This is a genomic window from Achromobacter sp. (assembly GCF_050285565.1).
Taxonomy (GTDB): domain Bacteria; phylum Pseudomonadota; class Gammaproteobacteria; order Burkholderiales; family Burkholderiaceae_B; genus Achromobacter.
Genome location: NZ_JBLZXG010000001.1, coordinates 82,664 through 103,235 on the forward strand (window position 1 = coordinate 82,664; position 20,572 = coordinate 103,235).

A 20,572-nucleotide genomic window follows, 5' to 3' on the forward strand; every position below is an offset into this window, starting at 1 on the left:
GTATTGGAAGAAAATGTCTAGCTCACCCAATCTCTACCTGCTCATCGCGCTGGCGCCGCTGGCCGGAGCAATTCTCGCGGGCCTTTTCGGCACCGGGTTCCTTGGCCGCCCCATCGGCCGCCGCGCCTCGCACGTCATCACCATCCTGGGCGTGCTCATCTCCGCCATCGGTTCGGTGGTGGTGCTGGGCGACGTGCTGAACGGCCTGCGCTTTGACGGCGCGGTCTACACCTGGAGCCTGATCGGCCAGACCAAGCTGGAAATCGGCTTCCTGATCGATCCGCTGTCGGCCATGATGATGGTCGTGGTGACCTCGGTGTCGCTGATGGTGCACATCTACACCATCGGCTACATGGCCGACGATCCCGGCTACCAGCGCTTCTTCTCGTACATCTCGCTGTTCACGTTCTCCATGCTGATGCTGGTGATGTCGAACAACATGGTGCAGCTGTTCTTCGGCTGGGAAGCGGTGGGCCTGGTGTCGTACCTGCTGATCGGCTTCTGGTACACGCGCCCCACGGCGATCTTCGCCAACATGAAGGCGTTCCTGATCAACCGCGTCGGCGACTTCGGCTTCGTGCTGGGCATCGGCCTGCTGTTCGCGTACGCCGGCACCATGCACTACGGCGAAGTGTTCGCCCAGGCCGACAAGCTGGCCACGCTGACGCTGCCCGGTTCCGACTGGATGCTGCTGACCGTCGCCTGCATCTGCCTGTTCATCGGCGCCATGGGCAAATCGGCCCAGGTTCCGCTGCACGCCTGGCTGCCCGACTCGATGGAAGGCCCGACCCCGATCTCCGCGCTGATCCACGCCGCCACCATGGTGACGGCCGGCATCTTCATGGTCGCGCGTTTCTCGCCGCTGTTCGAACTGTCGGACACCGCGCTGTCGTTCATCATCGTGATCGGCGCCATCGGCGCGCTGTTCCTGGGCATCCTGGGCATCATCCAGAACGACATCAAGCGCGTGGTCGCGTACTCCACGCTGTCGCAGCTGGGCTACATGACCGTCGCGCTGGGCGCGTCGGCCTACTCGGTCGCGATCTTCCACCTGATGACGCACGCGTTCTTCAAGGCGCTGCTGTTCCTGGGCGCGGGTTCGGTCATCATCGGCATGCACCACGACCAGGACATCCGCAACATGGGCGGCCTGCGCAAGTACATGCCCATCACCTGGATCACCTTCCTGCTGGGCACGCTGGCCCTGGTCGGCACGCCGTTCTTCTCGGGTTTCTACTCGAAGGAACACATCATCGAGGCCGCCGGCGCCGCCCACGTCTGGGGCGCCAGCTTCGCCTACTACGCCACGCTGATCGGCGTGTTCGTGACCTCGCTGTACTCGTTCCGCGTGTACTTCCTGGTCTTCCACGGCAAGGAACGTTTCGATACCAGCGACCACGGCCACGGCCACGGCCACGACGCGCATGGCCATGACGACCACGGCCATGACGACCACGGCCACCACGGCGGCAAGCCGCACGAGTCGCCCTGGGTCGTGACCCTGCCGCTGATCCTGCTGGCGATCCCGTCGGTGCTGATCGGCGCCTGGGCGGTGGATCCGATGCTGTTCGGCAAGTTCTTCAACGGCGTGATCACGGTGCTGCCGCAGCATCCCGCCATGCACGAACTGCGCGAGGAATGGCACGGCTGGGTCGCCTTCGGCCTGCACGCCTTCCAGACCCTGCCGTTCTGGCTGGTCGTGGCCGGCGCGGTCATCGCCTGGTACTGCTACCTGATCAACCCGAAGGTCCCGGCCGCGATCAAGTCGAGCCTGTCGGGCGTGAACAAGGTGCTTGAGAACAAGTACTACGTGGACTGGGTCAACGAGCAGATCATCGCCCGCGGCCTGCGCTGCCTGGGCCGTGGCCTGTGGCAGACCGGCGACCGCGGCATCATCGACGGCCTGCTGATCAACGGCAGCGCCCGCGTGGTGGGCTGGGTCGCGGCCATCAGCCGTCACCTGCAGTCCGGCTTCATCTATCACTACGCGTTCGCAATGATCATCGGCATCATGGCGCTGGTGACTTTCTTTGTGCTGATTCCCCAATGATGGCAAGCGAGATGGCATCCAACACTTTCCCCTGGCTCACGCTTGCGATCTTTGTCCCGATCGTATTCGGCCTGCTGGTGCTGGCGGTGGGCCGTGACGACCGTCCCGGCCTGACGCGCGGCCTGTCGCTCGTCGGCGCGATCGCCGGCTTCCTGGTCACGATTCCGCTCTACACCGGGTTCGATTCCTCCACGGCCGCCATGCAGTTCGTGGAGAAGACCTCCTGGATCGAGGCCTTCAACGTCAATTACCACCTGGGCATCGACGGCATCTCGATGTGGTTCGTGCTCCTGACCGCGTTCATCACCATCATCGTGGTGCTGGCCGGCTGGGAAGTCATCACGAGCCGCGTCGCGCAATACATGGCCGCCTTCCTGATCCTGTCGGGTCTGATGGTGGGCGTGTTCTGCGCGCTGGACGGCATGCTGTTCTACGTGTTCTTCGAAGCCACGCTGATCCCGATGTACATCATCATCGGTGTCTGGGGCGGACCGAACCGCGTGTATGCGGCGTTCAAGTTCTTCCTGTACACCCTGATGGGTTCGCTGCTGACGCTGGTCGCGTTCGTCTACCTCTGGAATGTCTCGGGCGGTTCGTTCGACATCCTGACCTGGCAGCAGACCAAGCTGGGCTACACCCCGCAGATCCTGATCTTCGTGGCGCTGCTGGCGGCGTTCGCCGTCAAGGTGCCGATGTGGCCGGTGCACACCTGGCTGCCGGATGCCCACGTCGAGGCGCCCACGGGCGGCTCCATCGTGCTGGCCGCGATCATGCTGAAGCTGGGCGCCTACGGTTTCCTGCGCTTCTCGCTGCCGATCGCGCCTGACGCCTCGCACAGCCTGGCCGGCCTGATGATCACGCTGTCGCTGATTGCCGTGATCTACATCGGCCTGGTCGCGATCGTGCAGGACGACATGAAGAAGCTGGTGGCCTATTCGTCGGTCGCTCACATGGGCTTTGTCACGCTGGGCTTTTTCATCTTCAACACGGCCGGCGTCGAAGGCGCCATCGTGCAGATGATCTCGCACGGCTTCGTGTCGGGCGCCATGTTCATGTGTATCGGCGTGCTCTATGACCGCATGCACTCGCGCCGCATCGCCGACTACGGCGGCGTGGTCAACGTGATGCCGCGCTTTGCCACGTTCTTCATCCTGTTCTCGATGGCCAACAGCGGCCTGCCGGCCACCAGCGGCTTCGTCGGCGAATTCATGGTGATCATGGGCGCGGTCGAGCACAACTTCTGGATCGGCCTGCTGGCAGCCACCGCCCTGATCCTGGGCGCGGCGTATTCGCTGTGGATGGTCAAGCGCGTCGTCCTGGGCGATGTCGCCAACGACCACGTGCGCGAGCTGACCGATATCAACCGCCGCGAATTCGTGATTCTTGGCGTGATGGCGATCGCCGTGTTGTACATGGGGATCTATCCCAAGCCCTTTACCGACGTGATGCACGTGTCGGTCGAGGCCCTGCTGCAACACGTTGCCGTCTCGAAACTGTAAGACAAGACAATGATGCAATCCCAAATCGATTTCGCCCTGGCGACACCGGAAATCCTCCTGCTGGTTTTCGGCCTGGCTATCCTGCTCGTCGACGCGGTCAGCAATCACCCCGAGCGCAAGCCGACGTTCCTGCTGACCATGCTGGCGCTGGGCGTGCTGACCGTGGTGTCCGCATTGCAGTGGAAGAACGGCGTCACGGGCTCGACCTTCAACGGCCTGTACGTCACCGACGAGCTGTCGCACCTGCTCAAGATCGCCTCGTATATCGCGGTGGCGGTGACGCTGGTCTATGGTCGCGTCTACGCCCAGTTGCGCGACATGATGCGCGGCGGCGAGCTGTACGTGCTGACGCTGTTCGCCCTGCTGGGTCAGATGGTGATGATCTCGTCGGGCAACCTGATCTCGATCTACCTGGGCCTGGAACTGATGTCGCTGGCGCTGTACGCGCTGATCGCGCTGCGCCGCGACAATGTCGTGGCCACCGAAGCCGCCATGAAGTACTTCGTGCTGGGCGCGCTGGCCTCGGGCTTCCTGCTGTACGGCATGTCGATGGTCTACGGCGCCACCGGTCACCTCGACCTGGCCGAAGTCTCCAAGGTCATCGCCGCCGGCAAGGCCGAGAAGATGGCGCTGGTGTTCGGCATCGTGTTCCTGGTCTCGGGCCTGGCGTTCAAGCTCGGTGCCGTGCCGTTCCACATGTGGGTGCCGGACGTCTACCAAGGCTCGCCGACCGCGGTCACGTTGATCCTGGGCGGCGCGCCCAAGCTGGCGGCCTTCGCCATCACGCTGCGCCTGCTGGTCGACGGCCTGCACGGCCTGGCGGCCGACTGGCAGCCGATGCTGATGATCCTGGCGGTGCTGTCGCTGGCCATCGGCAACCTGACCGCGATCGCCCAGACCAACTTCAAGCGCATGCTGGCCTACTCGACCATCTCGCACATGGGCTTCGTGCTGCTGGGCCTGATGTCGGGCTCGGTGGTCGGCAAGCCGGAGCTGGCCTCGGCCGCCTACGGCGCCTCGCTGTTCTACATGCTGACCTATGTGCTGACCACGCTGGCCAGCTTCGGCATCGTGCTGCTGTTGTCGCGCCAGGGTTTCGAGTGCGAGCACATCGACGACCTGAAGGGCCTGAACCGCCGCAGCCCGTGGCATGCCGCCATCGTGCTGCTGCTGATGTTCTCGCTGGCCGGCATCCCGCCGCTGGTGGGCTTCTACGCCAAGCTGGCGGTGCTGCAGGCGCTGGTCAGCGCCGGCCACGTCACCCTGGCGGTGGTCGCGGTGCTGTTCTCGCTGATCGGCGCGTTCTACTACCTGCGTGTGGTCAAGGTGGTGTACTTCGACGAACCGGCGGCCGATGCCGCCCCGATGTCGGCCACCTTTGGCCAGCGCGGCGTGCTGTCGGTCAACGGCCTGCTGATCCTGGTGCTCGGCCTGCTGCCCGGCGGCCTGATGGCCTTGTGCGTGCAGGCCATCCGCAGCTCGCTCAGCCTGTGACCGGAACGGAGCCATGAACCAGACCCTGGCGGTATGGCTCCTGATCGCGCTGGCCCTGGTCAGCGCGAACCTGCCGTTCCTCACCGAGCGGGTGTTCGCCGTGCTGCCGTGCAAGCGCGGCGGGGCCGAAGTGGTCAAGCCGTTCTGGCTGCGCCTGATCGAAGTGTTGGTGTTCTACCTGATGGTGGGCGCCCTGGGCTTCGCGTTCGAGTCCGTGCTGGGTAACCGCTTCACGCAGACCTGGGAGTTCTACGCCATTACCTTGAGCCTGTACCTGGTGTTGGCCTATCCCGGATTCGTGTATCGCTATTTGTTCAAGCGCCATCCACGGCTGCGCACCTGAACTGGCCGCGCCGCGCGCGCAGTCTTCGTAGACGCCCCGCAAGGGGCGTTTTTGTTTTGGTGGCGTGTTGGCGCCGATTGCGGTTTTCGTGGCGAAAAGCCATCAAGTCGCGCCATGCCCACGTTACTGTGTCCGATTTTCCCGGCCGCACCGGGTCCGCGTCGCTTTCCCGTAGAGAATCGCAATCTTTCACAAACAGGAATGGTTGTCATTTCTGTATGAGAGAGATGGATCGTGAAACTCGAAGATTCTTACGCCTTGAATTCATTGGCCGGCTCGCTGGCCGCCGCGGTGGCGGTACCCGCGCTGTTCGTCAGTCCCTATGCGATGGCGCAGTCCGGCGCCGGCCACGTCCCGCAACTGGCGCCGGTCCAGGTCGAGGGCGAAGCCTCGCCTTACCAGCCGGACAGCGTCCAGTCATCCAAGATGACCGCGCCGCTGCTGGACACGCCGCGCTCGGTGCAGGTGGTGCCCAAGCAGGTCATGTCTGACCAGGCCGCGGCCTCCCTGCAGGATGTCTTGCAGAATTCGCCGGGGATTACCTTCGCCGCCGGCGAGGGGGGCCGCGCGGGCGGCGACCTGCCCATCATCCGCGGCCAGAACGCCGCCAGCAGTCTGTTCCTCGATGGCGTGCGCGACGTCAGCATGCAGGCGCGCGACACCTTCAACCTGGAACAGGTCGAGATCATCAAGGGCCCCGACTCGGTCTATGCCGGCCGTGGCGGCGCGGGCGGCAGCATCAACATGGTCAGCAAGGCGCCCAAGGCCAAGGACGCCATCGAAGCCACGGGCCAGATCGGCACCGATCACAACTACCGCGCAACGCTCGACAGCAACTGGCGGCTGGGCGAAAAGTCGGCCTTCCGCCTGAACGTCATGGGCGCCAAGGGCGATGTCCCGGGCCGTGACAAGGCGGTGAACTTCGAGCGTTGGGGAATGGCGCCGTCGCTGACGCTGGGCATGGGCACGCCGACCCGCATCACGCTCAGCTACTACCACTACCAGAACGACAGCATGCCGGACTACTCCATCCCGTATGACCCGCAAGTGGGTCTGCCGGTCACGGAGACGCTCGGGATCAGCCGCAAGAATTTCTATGGCCTGGCCGGGCGCGATTTCATGAAGACGCGCGACGACATGGCCACCGTTGACTTCCAGCACGATTTCTCCGATCAGCTCAAGCTGCGCAACCTGTTGCGATACGGCCACGAAATCGCCGACTATCTCGCCACCCAGCCCAACCTCACGCTCGCGAACCTGCCGGCCGGAATCGTGGACCGGCCGGCATACGGCAGGTACTACACCACCAAGGCATTCTCGAACCAGACCGACTTGAGCGGCGCGTTCCACACCGGCGCGGTCAAGCACGCTTTCGACCTGGGTTTCGAGTACACCTCCGTCAAGCAAACCATGGCCAGGAACAACGATCAGGTTCTGGTGTCGGACGGGATCACGGCATGCCCGGACACACTGGCCCACACCTCGTTGCGCAATCCCGACCCGAACGTGTCCTACCCGTGCCGTACCGCCCGCGGTTTGGCGGCACCCTACGCGACCGACACCTTGGCCTTGTACGCCTTCGACACCATCAAGTTCGACGCGCAGTGGCAGGCCAGCGCCGGCCTGCGCTGGGATAACTACCGCACCAGCGGCCGTCCCTCGGCGACGGAGCATTACAGCCGCACCGACAATCTGCTGAACTATCAGTTGGGCCTGGTCTACAAGCCCGTGCCGGACGGCACGATCTACGCGACCTACGGCACTGCGTCCACGCCGTCCTCCGTGGCGGGCACCACGGCTTCCGACATCCTGAGGCGAGGCCGCGATGAGGCGGCGGCTCCGGAAAAGAGCCGCTCGGTGGAGGCAGGCGTCAAATGGCAGATGTTCGATGAACGCTTGACGCTCTCGGGCGCGGTGTTTCAGGACACGCGCAAGAACACCAACGTCGAGGTGTTGCCGAACGAGTACGAACAGGTGGGCCAGACCCGCGTGCGCGGTATCGAATTGGGCTTCTCGGGAGGCATCACGCCGGCCTGGAATGTCTATGGCGGCTATATCTTCATGGATAGCAAGCTGATTCGCGGCGGTCGCCGAGACATCGGCGCCGAGGGCCAGGACCTGCCGAATACGCCGCGCAACGCGTTCAGCCTGTGGTCTTCCTACAAGGTGCTGCCTGAACTGACGCTGGGCGGCGGCGCTTACTATGTCGCCAAGGCCTATGGCAACGCGGACGCGAGCGTCGCGGCCAACGGTGCCCCCAGGGCGCGCTGGGTGCCGTCGTACTGGCGCTTCGACGCGATGGCCAAGTACAAGGTCAATCCCAACCTGTCGGTACAACTGAACGTGATGAACCTGTTCGACCAGACGTTCTACACGCGGGCCCGCCCGAGCAACCACGCCGCGCTCGGCACGGGGCGGGCGGCCATGCTGTCGGTGCGGCTGCGCTACTGAGCGGCCCGCACGATAGACGAATGCCGTTCATCCTGGCGGATGAACGGCATTTTTCATGACCCGTTCGGGCGTGGTTGAGCGCTCCGCGCTCAACGTGCAAACCGCTCCGTGCTCAGCTTTCGAACCAGTTCAGCACGCCGTCCAGGCCGGACACGTTCAGCGCGTAACGCGTCTGCTGCCGCACCAGCGGCTTGGCGTGGTACGCCACCGGAAAGCCCGCGGCAGCCAGCATCTTCAGGTCATTGGCGCCGTCGCCCATGGCGATGACCTGTTCCTTGGTCGCGCCGTGAGCGCGGGCGAACTCGCGCAGGTAGACGGCCTTGGCGTCGGCGTCCAGGATATCGCCCAGCACGCGGCCGGTCAGCACGCCGTTGTCGATCTCCAGCGTATTGGCGTGCGCGCTGTCCAGCTTCAGGCGTTCGCGCAGGCGGTCGGTGAAGAAGGTGAAGCCGCCCGACACCAGCAGTACCTTGATGCCGGCCGCCTGCGCGGTGGTGATCAGGCGCTCGGCGCCCGGGTTCAGGCGCAGTTTGTCGGTATAGACCTGCTCCAGCGCTTGGGCCGGCACGTCCTTGAGCAGCGCCACGCGCCGGCGCAGGCTTTCGGCGAAGTCCTTGATCTCGCCACGCATGGCCGCTTCGGTGATTTCCGAGACCTTGTCCTTGACGCCTGCCACGCCGGCGATCTCGTCGATGCACTCGATGTTGATGAGGGTCGAATCCATGTCCATCGCCAGCACCTTGCAGTGCGCCAGCTTCAGACCGGCCGGCACGAAGGCGGTGTCGACGCCATGCCGCTCGGCCCATGCCACGACGTCGGCGCGGGTGGCGTCGTCGTGCTGCACGTCGAGCAGCCGGGCGGCCGTGGCGCTGATGCGGGCCACGCCCTGGGCCTGGGCCAGGGCGGCGATCTGCTCGGCATGTTCGACCGTCAGGCCGGGAGATTGGACGACAAGGTGATGGGTGGTCATAAGAAGGCGAAAGTCGGGGCGGGTTACTTCAAGGCGCGCAGCACGGCGCGCACGGCGTCGGCGCGGGCCGGGATCTGCGCGGCCTTGATCTCAACCCGCAATTTATCCTGTCCGGCGAGTTTGATGTGGCGTTGCCGTTGCACCAGCTCGATGATTCTGGCCGGGTCGACGCTGGTCTTGGGGCCGAACTGCAACAGCGCCTGGGTTTCGCTGGCGTCGATCTTGACGATGCCCAGCGGTTGCGCGGCCAGGCGCAGGCGGTGGGTGGTAAGCAGCGTCTGCGCCGCTTCCGGCAGCTTGCCAAAGCGGTCGATCAGCTCTTCCTGGATGTGGATCAGATCGTCCTCGTCGGCGGCGTGGGCCAGGCGCTTGTAGACGCCCAGGCGCGCGTGGACGTCGGCACAGTAGTCGGACGGCAGCAGCGCGGGCGCGTGCAGGTTGACTTCGCAGGCCAGGTTGAAGGGCGCGTCCAGATCCGGCTCTTCGCCCGCGCGCAAGGCGCGCACCGCTTCGTTGAGCATCTCGTTGTACATCGAGAAGCCCACTTCCTGGATGTTGCCGGATTGCGAATCGCCCAGCACCTCGCCGGTGCCGCGGATCTCCAGGTCGTGCATCGCCAGGTAGAAGCCGGAGCCCAGCTCTTCCATGGCCTGGATCGCTTCCAGCCGCTTCTTGGCGTTGCTGGTGATGGCGTCCTCGCCGGGCGTCAACAGGTAGGCGTAGGCCTGGTGGTGCGAGCGGCCGACGCGGCCGCGCAGTTGGTGCAGTTGCGCCAGGCCGAAGCGGTCGGCGCGGTGGATCACGATGGTGTTGGCGCTGGGCACGTCGATGCCGGTCTCGATGATGGTGGTGCACAGCAGCACGTTGTAGCGCTGCTGGTAGAAGCCTTTCATCACCTGTTCCAGGTCGCGCTCGGGCATCTGGCCGTGGGCCACCGCGATGCGGGCCTCGGGCACCAGCTCTTCGAGGCGGGCGCGGCGGTTGTGGATGGTCTCGACCTCGTTGTGCAGGAAGTAGCACTGGCCGCCGCGCTTGAGTTCGCGCAGCAGCGCCTCGCGCAGCGTGCTGCCGTCTTCGCGCCGCACGAAGGTCTTGATCGCCAGCCGCTTCTGCGGCGCGGTGGCGATGACCGAGAAGTCGCGGATGCCTTCCAGCGACATGCCGAGCGTGCGCGGGATCGGCGTGGCGGTCAGGGTCAGCACGTCGACCTCGGCGCGCAGCGCCTTGAGCGCTTCTTTCTGGCGCACGCCGAAGCGGTGTTCTTCATCGATGATGACCAGTCCGAGGCGCTTGAACTGCACGTCCTTGGACAGGATCTTGTGGGTGCCGATGACGATGTCGACGCGGCCGTCGTTGATGCCTTCGATGGCGGCGGCCACTTCCTTGGCCGAGCGGAAACGCGACAGCTCCACCACCCGCACCGGCCAGTCGGCGAAGCGGTCGGAGAAGGTCTGCGCGTGCTGCTCGGCCAGCAGCGTGGTGGGGCACAGTAGCGCCACCTGCTTGCCGTTGGCCACCGCCAGGAACGCGGCGCGCAGCGCCACTTCGGTCTTGCCGAAGCCGACATCGCCGCACACCAGGCGGTCCATCGGCCGGCCCGAGGTCATGTCGGCGAGCACGGCCTCGATGGCGGCGGCCTGGTCGGCGGTTTCCTCGAAGCCGAAACCCTCGGCGAAGGCCTGGTAGTCGTTGAGCGGCAGGTTGAAGGCGAAGCCCTCGCGCGCAGCGCGCTGGGCGTACAGCGCCAGCAGCTCGGCGGCGGTGTCGCGTACCTGCTTGGCGGCCTTGCGGCGCGCCTTGTCCCACTGGCCCGAGCCGAGCTGGTGCAGCGGCGCGGCTTCCGGATCGGCGCCGCTGTAGCGGGCGATCACGTGCAGTTGCGACACCGGCACGTACAGCGTGCTGCCGTTGGCGTATTCGAGATGCAGGAATTCCATCTCGCCTTCGCCCATGTCCATGTTGACCAGGCCGTGGTAGCGGCCGATGCCGTGCTGCGCGTGCACCACGGGGTCGCCGGCGCGCAGCTCGGACAGGTCGCGCACCATCGCTTCGACGTTGCTGGCGCGTTCCTGGTCGCGCTTGCCGCGCCTGCCGGTGCTGGCCAGCCCCGGGTAGAGGTCGTTCTCGGTCAGGAAGGCGAGGTTGGCCTGCGGCAATTCGAAGCCGGTGGCCAGTGGCGCGGCGACGATGCCGAAGTGCGCGTCGGAGGCGAGGAAGGCCTCGATGCTGTCAGGCTGTGCGTCCGGCGTGACGCCGAACTCGTTGAGCATCTGCACCAGCGTTTCGCGGCGGCCGGCCGAATCGGCGCACAGCAGCACGCGGCCTTGCGGCTTGCCGACATGCGTGCGCAGCTTGGCGATCGGGTCTTCAGCACGGCGCGCCACGCTGACGTCGGGCGCGGCGCGGAAGTCCGGGTGCGGCTGGCCGGCGCCCAGCGCCAGGCGGCGGAAGTCCTTCAGGCGGGCGTACAGCGTCTGCTCGTCCAGGAACAGCGCCGCTGGCGGCAGCACCGGGCGTTCGCGGTCGCTTTTCAGGAAGCTGTAGCGGCTGCCGGTGTCCTGGTGAAAGCGCAGCATCGCGTCGTCGATGTCGCCGACGGTGACGGTGATGACGTCGTCGGCCAGGTAGTCGAACAGCGTCGCGGTCTCGTCGAAGAACAGCGGCAGGTAGTACTCGACCCCGGCGAAGGGGATGCCGTTGCCGATGTCCTTGTAGGGCAGGGCGCGCGACGGGTCGCCCTCGAACACTTCGCGAAAGCGCGCGCGGAAACGGTTGCGCGAGTCTTCGTCCATGGGGAACTCGCGCCCCGGCAGCAACTGCACCTCGCGCACCGGATACAGGCTGCGCTGGGTGTCCACGTCGAAGCTGCGGATGGTCTCGATCTCGTCGTCGAACAGGTCGAGCCGGTAGGGCAGGGCCGATCCCATCGGGAACAGGTCGATCAGGCCGCCGCGCAGACAGAACTCGCCGGGCGCGGTGACCTGGGTGACGTGGTTGTAGTTGGCCAGCGTCAGTTGCGCGCGCAGCGCCGCTTCGTTGAGCTTGTCCTTCTGCTTGAAGGAAAAGGTGTAGGCCGCCAGGAAGGAGGGCGGCGCCAGCCGGTACAGGGCGGTGGTGACCGGCACCGTCAGCACGTCCACCGTCTTCATCATCAGCGAGTGCAGGGTGTGCAGGCGCTCGGAGATCAGGTCTTGGTGCGGCGAGAAGGCGTCGTACGGCAGCGTTTCCCAGTCGGGCAACTGGCGCACCCGCAGGCCGGGCGCGAACAGCGCGATTTCCTCGGCGAGGCGCTGGGCCTCCAGGGGCTCGGCGGTCAGCACCACCAGGGGCGTCCCGGCCTGCCGCGCCAGGTCGGCCAGCAACCAGGCGTCACCCGAGCCCGGCGGGCGGGGTTGCGCGTAGCGCGTGCCGGGCTTGAGCGCGGCGAGAGTGGGGGCGGTCGCGGGCAGGGGCGGCGCTGCCGGGGCGGGGGAGGTGGGAGCGGGCATCAGGCTGGGAGCAGGCATCAAGCGGAAGATTATAAAATCACCGCACCATGTCTGACTCAATCATTGCAATCGTTCCCGCCGCCGGCGTCGGCGCCCGCGCCAGCCACCCCGGCGGGCAGAGCGTGCCTAAGCAATACCGTCCGTTGGCCGGACAGCCCATGCTGCGCCATGCCGTGACCGCGCTGCTTGCCGACGCGCGCGTGGCGCAGGTGCGCGTGGCGGTGACGCCCGGCGACGGTTGGGTCGACCAGGCGCTGGCGGGGCTGCCGCGCACCGTTTGGCGCGCCTGCGGCGGCGCCACCCGCGCCGACACCGTGGCCGGCGCCCTGGCCGAGAGCGGCGTGGCCGACGACACCTGGGTGCTGGTGCATGACGCGGCCCGTCCCGGCCTGCCGGCATCGGCCCTGGCGCGCTTGATCGACGCCTGCCTCGCGGATCCGGTCGGCGGCTTGCTGGCGCTGCCCGTGGCCGACACCGTCAAGGCTGGCCATGAGCGGGTCGAGCGCACTCTGGACCGCAACGGCCTGTGGCTGGCGCAGACGCCGCAGATGTTCCGCGCCGGGGTGCTGCGCGATGCGCTGACGGCGGCCGCGGTCAACGGCGTTGCCGTCACCGACGAAGCCTCGGCGCTGGAGGCCGCGGGCTACGCGCCCCTGCTGGTGCCCGGCGCCCTGCGCAATTTCAAGGTGACCTGGCCGGACGATTTCGAACTGATGGAAAAATGGCTATGAGCATTCCTTTCCGCGTCGGGCAGGGTTTCGACGTGCACGCCCTGGTCGAGGGCCGGCCGCTGATCATCGGCGGCGTGACCATCCCCCACAGCCACGGCCTGCTGGGCCATTCGGATGCCGACGTGCTACTGCACGCGATCACGGACGCGCTGCTTGGGGCCGCCGGCCTGGGCGACATCGGCCGCCATTTTCCCGATACTGATCCGGCCTTCAAGGGCGCCGACAGCCGGGTGCTGCTGCGCGAGGCCATGGCGCGCGTGCGCCAGGCCGGCTGGGTACCCGTCAACATCGACGCCACCGTGCACGCGCAGGCCCCCAAGATCGGCCCGCATGCGCCGGCCATGGTCAGCAACATCGCCGCCGATACCGGCCTGGCCGAGACCGAAGTCAACATCAAGGCCAAGACCAACGAAGGCCTCGGATACCTGGGCCGCAAGGAAGGCATCTCGGCCACGGTCGTGGCGCTGCTGGCGCGGCGCTGACCCCGCCGGCCGGCTTTCCGTTGGCAGCGATGGCGCGGTATTTACCGCGCCATTTTCTTGGTGTGCAGGCGTTGTTTTATCCACCCGGATACATGTCAACAACAAATTAACAAAGCGCAAAAAAGTGCGCGGGCCGCATGGCTGCTGCGGTTCGGGGCAAATCCCGCGTCAATCGTCGTGTGCGGGCCGAAAACACCTGGTGATTTCGTCTTGCAGGGGCATTTGAACTGGAATATTCTGCCGCTACTTAACGTCTGGATAATAGGGACACTAGGATGCATGTACGTGGCGCTGCCTTGTTTCTGGCTCTCGTCGCCGTTGGTTCGCCTGCACATGCAGAATTCGAGCAACAGCTCGGCCCGCTTGCGGGCGCTGTCCGCACGCAGTTGCTGCAAGGCTGGACCGCGGGTGTCGAAGACGGTTGGTTCACGCTGCGCAACAAGGCCACGGCCGGCAGTGAGCAGACGCTTTATCTGAACGTCGGGCAAGCGCCGGAAGGCGGCCGCATCACCGACGTGAACGTGGTGCTGAATTCGAAGAATCCCAAGGCATCCATCGGCCTGGCGCTGACCAACCGGGCGCGCAAGGGACTGTGCCTGCTCGAACTCACCGCCGCCAAGCAGACCATTCTTTTCTGTCTGGACGGCGACAAGCGCCGCGACATCGCCAACGTGCCCAATGTGGCGAAGCTGGACGGTTCCGACCGCATCAAGGTGGTCGAGGTGCCCGGGGCGGCGCGCTTCATCGTCAACGGCCAGAAGATCGGCGATATCGAGAACGAACCCGCGCTGGGTTCCGAGCTCGGCATCATGGCCTATGAGGTCGGCACTTTCGGGATCGCGGACTTCACCATCAACTCCAATGTCAATGCGAATCCTGGCCAGGGCGGCGGGCAGCCGGCCAAGGGGGGAGGCGGCCAACAGGCGCCGACGCGCGCGCCGCAGGCCGCGCCGGATTCCGGCGCCAGCAGCGGCCTGGCGGGTTCGGGCCCGTATCCGCGTTTCGGCGGCGATTCGCTGCGCATCGTGGCGGTCTATATCGGCATCATGCGTAGCATCTTCATGCATGAGTTCGGCCACGCCCTGATTGGTGAACTGGAGCTGCCCTCGACCGGCGCCGAGGAGGACGCGGTCGATATCTATTCGGCGCTGCAGATCGTCGAGCCGACTATGTATCCGTCCAGCGACAAGGACACCAACGCCATGGCCCAGGGCGCCGCCAAGTACGCGGCCCTGCAGTGGTACTACAGCGGCAAGCTGGCCGAGGCCCAGGGCGCCGGCAATTCGCCCTGGCAGGACGAGCACACCGGCGATCTCAAGCGCTTTCGCAACATGCTGTGCATCATGTACGGCGGCAATCCGGGCGTGTTCGAATCGCTGGTCGAGCAGGTCGGTTTCGAAGACCGCACCAAGGCGCGCTGCGCGGATGAATTCACCAAGCAGAACCGTGCCTGGCGCCGCATTTTGGCGCCGCACACCCGCGTCGGCGCCTGGTCGCCCGACGGCCAGCAGCCGGCGAACGCGCCCGGCGCGCCGGTGAACGTGACCTTCGAGCCGTCATCGCGCCGCATCGGCAACCTGTTCGCCAACAACCTGTCCGAAGCCATCGCCAACAACATCAAGCTGCTGGGCCAGACCTACGTGCTGCCGCGGCCCGTGAACGTGGTCTTCAAGGACTGCGGCAAGCTCAATGCCTGGTACAGCCCGCGCGAAGGCTCGATCACGATGTGCTACGAGCTGATCGAGAACATCGCGGTGATGATCTCCGATATCGAGATGGGCACCGTCGGCGGCGAGCCCAAGCAGGGTGGGGCGGCGCCGCGGCAAGCCCCGCAACAGGCGCCACAGCCGCCGCAGCGCCAGCAGCCGCCTGCCGGCCAGCCGCAACGCGCACCCGGCAACGGCGGCTTCGACGAACTTCAGGATGCTGGCGTGCCGCCGACGACCCTGCTGTTCTCGGCGCCTTACAAGGGCCCGACGCCGAACACCCATCCGCGCGCCAAGGTGGTCACCACCAAGGACGTGGTGGCCCTGCTGACCGATGAGAAGAACAAGAACTTCCTGGTGATCGACACCAGCGGCCTGCGCGAGACCATTCCCGGCGCCTTCCCGCTGAGCGACGCGGGCTCGGACGGCAGTGTCACGGATCAGATGCAGGAGGCGTTCGATGGCTGGCTGCACAAAAAGACCGGCACCGAGAAAGAGCACAACGTGCCCTTGATCATCGTCGGCGCCGGCATGAACGACCGTTCCTCCTATAACGCCGCGCTGCGCGCCGGCATGATGGGCTGGCCGGTGTACTGGTACCGTGGCGGCATGGAAGCCTGGGTCGCCAATGGCCTGCCGACCAACGCGGTCAAGTCCCAGGGTCAGTAGGAAAAGCGCCGGGGCGGCGCGAGCGTCGCCCCGGCGTGTTTCGGACTGTCGGCGCCGGTCAGGCGTCGGCCTGAGGGTCGTCCATGCCGGCCCGCATCAGACGCTGCGTTTCGTGATTGTGCTGCTGGAAGCCCGCGGGGTTGTTCTTGATCGCGTCGACGGCGAGCTCGCCCGCGCCGATCACCAGCATGCCGGGCGCCGATCCGCTGGCCGCCAGGTTCAGGCACAGCTTCGCGCCGGCGGCGAAGGTTTTCTGCAGGTCGCCTTGATCCAGCCCCTTGGCCAGATCCACGCCATTGCCGATGCCATCGGCGAAATTGGCCAGCCGGCCCGCGCCCATCGCGCCGACGATCCTGGCGCCGCCGGCCACCATGGCGCTGGTGTCGCCTTCCTGACAGGCCCTGGTGGTGCTCACGAGGTTGCCGACGATACCCAGCTTGCCCAGGAACAGGCCGGTGGTCGTTTTCGGAATGCCCTCTTGCATGAAGGTGTCGGCCACCTTGGCGGTGGCGTCCAGGGCCGCATCCATCTTTTTCAGCGTGCCGTCGGCCTCCTGCAGGGCCGGCGTGGCGGTGCCCGTGGGGCGGAACAGGTTGCGGATATTGTCGAAAGGCGTGCTCATGGGGTCGCTTCCTGTTCAGGCGAAATGGGCCGGCCCCGGGCCTGGCGCCGTATCCGGATGGGGGGTCTTGGCGGGAAGCAGCCGCTCGATGTCATGGCTGGCGATGGCGGCGGCCAGGGCATCCACCTGCTCGCCGAAGGCGCCGAGGACGCTGAAAAAGCCCTCGCCCGTCCAGCCGGCTTGCGACGGCGTCCACAGCAGGCGCAACAGCAGCGCGCGCTCCTCGGGTTGCCAGCCGACGCTGGCCGGCGCGACTATGCCGGGCACCAGATTCGCGGCAAGCAGGGCGAGCAGCAGGGTGGGGGAGGCGGTTTCGTCGGCCGTGCCGATCTGACCCGACAGCACGAGCCCCGATTGCCCGGCGATGGGCTCGACGACGACGGGGGCGCCGCCCTTGGTGCGCAGCGCAAACGCGCCCTCGTCGGTGGCGCCGATGACGATCCCGAGGGCGGCCTCCAACCTGGCAATCCATGCTTTCACGGTGGCTGACGTATCGGCGTCCATAGACCCTCCTGGTGACAAGTAAGGTCTTAGTAACCGGGGCGGGCGGGCGGTTCCGATGCGCCCCCTATTGCCCGGGCCAGCCCGGGCACAAGAAAAAGGCCCCGTCGCTTTGACGGAGCCTGTCTTCCCTGCTGCCGCGGGGCGCGTCGCGCCAGGCTTACTTGCCCTGGGCGGCCAGCGCCAGGGCGGCGGCGTTGACTACCGAGGCGATGCGCCCGGCGTCGCGCAGTTGCTCCGTCGACAGACCATCCTTCTTCAGGTTCTCATAGTGCGAACCGACGCAGAAGTGGCACTTGCCGATGATGGAGGCGACCAGCGCGAACAGCTCGAAGCGCTTTTTCTCGACGCCGCCATGGGTGGCGTAGGCGTTCATGCGCAGTTGCGCCGGCAGGCTTTTGAGCTGGGCGTCGCCGCTCATTTCGACGTACGGGTACCAGGTGTTGTTCATGCCCATGAGCGCCGAGGCGGTCAGCGCGGCATTGGCGTCGACTTCGGACAGGCCGCTCTTGAAGGCTTCGATCAGCACCGGGCTGCGCGCGGCGTAGGCGGCCGACAGGGCGGCGCCGATGGCATCTTCGGGGGCCAGGGTCGAACGGGCGATCACGGCGTCCAGATTCAGGCGGATGTCCTTGGCCCAATCCGGCAGTTGTTCCTTAATGGTCGTCAGAAATTCCATAGTTTTTACCTATAATCTAGCGCAGTTAAAGCCCGGCGAAGAACCTGCGGACAGGTCCCCGGCCGGGCTGGAAATTACAGCGTGGCGCCGCCAACCGTACGGTTGCACGGGCACAGCTCGTCGGTTTGCAGGCCGTCGAGCAGACGCAGCACTTCTTCCGGGTTACGGCCGACGTTCAGGTTATTCACCGAAACGTGCTGGATCGTGTTGTCCGGGTCGACGATGAAGGTGGCGCGCAGGGCAACGCCAGCACCCTTTTCACGCACGCCCAGTTGGTCGATCAGGGCGCCGGTGGTGTCGCCGAACTGGTAGTGACCCAGCTTGTTCAGGTCCGGGTGCTCACGGCGCCAGGCCAGCTTGACGAATTCGTTGTCGCTCGAGCCACCCAGCAGGACGGCGTCGCGGTCTTCGAAATCCTTGGCCAGCTTGTTGAAGCCGACGATTTCGGTGGGGCACACGAACGTGAAGTCCTTGGGGTAGAAGTAGATCACCTTCCACTTGCCGGGGAACGAGCTCTCGGTGATGTCTTCGAAAGCCGAGACGCCGTTTTCTTCGTGCTGGTTGAAGCCGGGCTTGACGCCGGTAACCTTGAAGGGCTCGAGTTTGTCGCCAACAGTTTTCATGTTTACTCCCAGTAGTTGTTGGTGGAATTAAGGCGGTGCCTCAAACCATAAATTCTACGCTATGGATTATCGTTGTCTAATTGATAATTCCTAAACTTCGCTTTGGGCAACTCTATGCGGGCGGTCAGGCCGCCGCCCTCGCGGGGCAGCATGCGCAGGGCGCCGCCGACATGCTTGAGCAGGCGCTCGACAATGGCCAGGCCAAGGCCGGCGCCGCTGACGCCGGTACGCGCGGCCTCGCCGCGCGAGAACGGCCGCAACAGCCGGTCGACATCCTCGGGGGCGATGCCGGGGCCGCGGTCGGACACCTCGATGACGATCATGCCGCCCTCAGCTTGCAGTGTCATGACCAGGTGCGCCATGCCGTCGGGCGAACGGCCATAGCGGCGCGCGTTCTCGATCAGGTTGCTGACGATGCGCTTGAGGTCCAGCGCCGTGATGCGCGCGCGCAGCCCGGGTTCGAGCGTGGCTTCCAGTTCGCCGCCGAGTGACGAGGTATGGCTGCGCTCGCGTTCGTACAGCTCGGCCAGCACCGCCGAGATGTCCGTGGCAAGCTGCGGCAGGGTACCGGCGGGCCGGGCGTATTCCATGAGCTGGCCGATGCTGTGGTCGATCTGGCCCAGGTCTTCGTCGATGGCCTGGCGGGCGTCCTCCGAGACGCCGCTCAGCTCGATTTCCAGGCGCATGCGCGCCAGCGGCGTGCGCAGGTCGTGCGAAATACCCGCCAGCATCAGCTCGCGGTCGGCCTCGGCCTGCCGCAGATCCTTGGCCATGCGGTTGAACGAGGCGTTCAGGTCGCGGATTTCCAGCGGGCCCTGTTCGGGCAGGGGCGCCGGCGTTTCGCCGCGCGACAGCACCTGGGCCGCGCGCGCCAGCCGCGACAGCGGCCGGTTGACGAAGCCGACGCTGACCGCCGCGCCCACCAGTGACAGCAGCAGCGCGGTGGCGCCCCATCCCAGCCATTCGATGCCGCCGGTCAGCCCGATCTGTTCGCGTTCGAACACCAGCCAATAGAGGTCTTTCTCGATCTGGAAACTGACCCAGAAGCCGGGCACCTGGTTCACGCCCCAGGCGATCTGCGTCTCGGGGCCAAAGCGTGTGCGGATATGCTGGGCCACGCGCTGCCAGTAATCGTCGTCAGGGAGGGCTTCGGCGAAGTCGGTGACTTCGCGCGGATAGACCTGGATGCCTTCATTGGTGGCCAGGTCGAGCAGGAGCTTGCTGCGTTCGCCGTTGTGCGAGTAGATCAGCGCGGTGCGCGTGATATTGACGGCCGTAATCACCCGCTGCGCCATCTGATTGGCGCGCGGTCCCAGCTCCATGCTGAAGAAGACTTGTAGCCACGCCCCCAGGCTGACCAGCATCAAGGCGGCCAGCAGCAGGAACGTGCGGCCGAACAAGCCGAGCCGCAGACGTGAAGTCAGGTTCCTGAAGGTTTTGCGCAAGCGGGGCACGAGGCTGCGCTCCTGCCCGGGGCGGGCGTATCGGTCAACTGCCACCGTCCGGCACAAACACGTATCCGAGGCCCCAGACGGTCTGGATGAATACGGGTTTGGACGGGTTCGGCTCGATCAGCTTGCGCAGGCGCGAGATCTGCACATCGAGGCTGCGGTCGAAGGCTTCGTATTCGCGGCCGCGGGCCAGTTCCATGAGCTTGTCGCGCGACAGCGGAATCTTCGGGTGGCGCGCAAACACCTTGAGCACCGAGAATTCGCCGGTGGTGATGGGCACCTGTTCGCCGTTGCGCGTGAGCGTGCGGGTCGACAGGTTCAGCACGTAGGGGCCGAAGGCGATGGATTCGTTTTCCTGGCTGGGGGCGCCGGGATGTTCCTCGGTGCCGCGGCGGCGCAGGATCGCGTTGATCCGGGCCAGCAGCTCGCGAGGATTGAATGGTTTGGACAGGTAGTCGTCCGCGCCCATCTCGAGGCCGACGATGCGGTCGATTTCTTCCGCCTTGGCCGTCAGCATGATGATGGGGGTATTGTCGTGGCCACCGCGCAGCCGGCGACAGATGGACAGGCCATCTTCGCCGGGCAGCATCAGATCCAGCACGAGCAGATCAAAGTGCTCGCGTTGCCAGAGTTTGCCCATCTCTTTGGCGTCTTCGGCAACGAAAACGTTGAATCCCTGCTCGGACAGATACCGGCGCAGCAGATCGCGCAAGCGCGGATCGTCGTCGACGACGAGGATCTTTCGGGTGGGGGTGGTGTTTTGCGTATTCATGGCCGGAAATGTAACAGTGACAAGAACCAGCGGCTAGTGGG

Annotated in this window: 16 protein-coding genes; 8 read left to right on the top strand and 8 right to left on the bottom strand. The window is 65.8% G+C overall.

Annotated features, from left to right (window positions below):
- Positions 1-13: 13 nt before the first annotated feature.
- The 5 genes from nuoL to ACN6O8_RS00405 all read left to right on the top strand — a co-directional run bounded on the left by nuoL (position 14) and on the right by ACN6O8_RS00405 (position 7,837).
- The gene (gene nuoL / locus ACN6O8_RS00385; RefSeq protein WP_427989121.1) at positions 14-2,050 is read left to right on the top strand and encodes an NADH-quinone oxidoreductase subunit L; all 2,037 of its coding nucleotides are present in this window, start codon (positions 14-16) and stop codon (positions 2,048-2,050) included.
- Positions 2,047-3,549, top strand: coding sequence for an NADH-quinone oxidoreductase subunit M (locus ACN6O8_RS00390; protein ID WP_056321733.1), 1,503 nt, complete (start codon positions 2,047-2,049; stop codon positions 3,547-3,549). Before nuoL ends, ACN6O8_RS00390 begins: the two co-directional genes overlap by 4 nt.
- A 9-nt stretch (positions 3,550-3,558) precedes the next feature.
- Positions 3,559-5,043 carry an NADH-quinone oxidoreductase subunit NuoN gene (nuoN, locus tag ACN6O8_RS00395; RefSeq protein ID WP_427989122.1) on the top strand — a complete coding sequence of 495 codons (1,485 nt, stop codon included), beginning with the start codon at positions 3,559-3,561 and terminating at the stop codon, positions 5,041-5,043.
- Positions 5,044-5,056: 13 nt separating this feature from the next.
- The gene (locus tag ACN6O8_RS00400; RefSeq protein WP_427989123.1) at positions 5,057-5,386 is read left to right on the top strand and encodes a DUF2818 family protein; all 330 of its coding nucleotides are present in this window, start codon (positions 5,057-5,059) and stop codon (positions 5,384-5,386) included.
- A 234-nt stretch (positions 5,387-5,620) separates the two neighbouring features.
- Positions 5,621-7,837 carry a TonB-dependent receptor gene (locus tag ACN6O8_RS00405; RefSeq protein WP_427989124.1) on the top strand — a complete coding sequence of 739 codons (2,217 nt, stop codon included), beginning with the start codon at positions 5,621-5,623 and terminating at the stop codon, positions 7,835-7,837.
- A 112-nt stretch (positions 7,838-7,949) separates the two neighbouring features.
- Here ACN6O8_RS00405 and serB read toward each other — a convergent pair whose 3' ends face one another.
- A complete protein-coding gene (serB, locus tag ACN6O8_RS00410; protein ID WP_427989125.1) occupies positions 7,950-8,807 on the bottom strand; it encodes a phosphoserine phosphatase SerB in 858 nt (285 codons plus the stop codon).
- Between the two features lie 23 nt (positions 8,808-8,830).
- Positions 8,831-12,313, bottom strand: a complete 3,483-nt coding sequence (mfd, locus tag ACN6O8_RS00415) for a transcription-repair coupling factor (RefSeq protein ID WP_427989126.1) — start codon at positions 12,311-12,313, stop codon at positions 8,831-8,833.
- A 29-nt stretch (positions 12,314-12,342) separates the two neighbouring features.
- Between mfd and ispD the strand changes: the two genes are divergently transcribed.
- From ispD to ACN6O8_RS00430, 3 genes are all read left to right on the top strand, one after another.
- Positions 12,343-13,026: a 2-C-methyl-D-erythritol 4-phosphate cytidylyltransferase gene (gene ispD / locus ACN6O8_RS00420; RefSeq protein ID WP_427989127.1), complete on the top strand. Its 684-nt coding sequence runs from the start codon at positions 12,343-12,345 to the stop codon at positions 13,024-13,026.
- Positions 13,023-13,508, top strand: a complete 486-nt coding sequence (gene ispF / locus ACN6O8_RS00425) for a 2-C-methyl-D-erythritol 2,4-cyclodiphosphate synthase (RefSeq protein ID WP_427989128.1) — start codon at positions 13,023-13,025, stop codon at positions 13,506-13,508. Before ispD ends, ispF begins: the two co-directional genes overlap by 4 nt.
- A 296-nt stretch (positions 13,509-13,804) precedes the next feature.
- Positions 13,805-15,883, top strand: a complete 2,079-nt coding sequence (locus ACN6O8_RS00430; RefSeq protein ID WP_427989129.1) for a DUF4344 domain-containing metallopeptidase — start codon at positions 13,805-13,807, stop codon at positions 15,881-15,883.
- Between the two features lie 58 nt (positions 15,884-15,941).
- On the opposite strand, the gene ACN6O8_RS00435 is transcribed toward ACN6O8_RS00430, so the two are convergent.
- From ACN6O8_RS00435 to ompR, 6 genes are all read right to left on the bottom strand, one after another.
- Positions 15,942-16,505 (bottom strand): hypothetical protein, encoded by a 564-nt coding sequence (locus ACN6O8_RS00435; protein WP_427989130.1) that lies wholly within the window; start codon positions 16,503-16,505, stop codon positions 15,942-15,944.
- 15 nt (positions 16,506-16,520) lie between these two features.
- Positions 16,521-17,009 (bottom strand): CesT family type III secretion system chaperone, encoded by a 489-nt coding sequence (locus ACN6O8_RS00440; protein ID WP_427989131.1) that lies wholly within the window; start codon positions 17,007-17,009, stop codon positions 16,521-16,523.
- Between the two features lie 157 nt (positions 17,010-17,166).
- Complete coding sequence (locus ACN6O8_RS00445) at positions 17,167-17,685, bottom strand: carboxymuconolactone decarboxylase family protein (protein WP_427989132.1); 519 nt, start codon at positions 17,683-17,685, stop codon at positions 17,167-17,169.
- A gap of 74 nt (positions 17,686-17,759) precedes the next feature.
- Positions 17,760-18,308, bottom strand: a complete 549-nt coding sequence (locus ACN6O8_RS00450) for a peroxiredoxin (protein ID WP_006389231.1) — start codon at positions 18,306-18,308, stop codon at positions 17,760-17,762.
- A gap of 59 nt (positions 18,309-18,367) precedes the next feature.
- Complete coding sequence (locus ACN6O8_RS00455; RefSeq protein WP_427989133.1) at positions 18,368-19,762, bottom strand: ATP-binding protein; 1,395 nt, start codon at positions 19,760-19,762, stop codon at positions 18,368-18,370.
- Between the two features lie 34 nt (positions 19,763-19,796).
- The gene (gene ompR / locus ACN6O8_RS00460) at positions 19,797-20,531 is read right to left on the bottom strand and encodes a two-component system response regulator OmpR (RefSeq protein ID WP_003813882.1); all 735 of its coding nucleotides are present in this window, start codon (positions 20,529-20,531) and stop codon (positions 19,797-19,799) included.
- Positions 20,532-20,572: the final 41 nt, after the last annotated feature.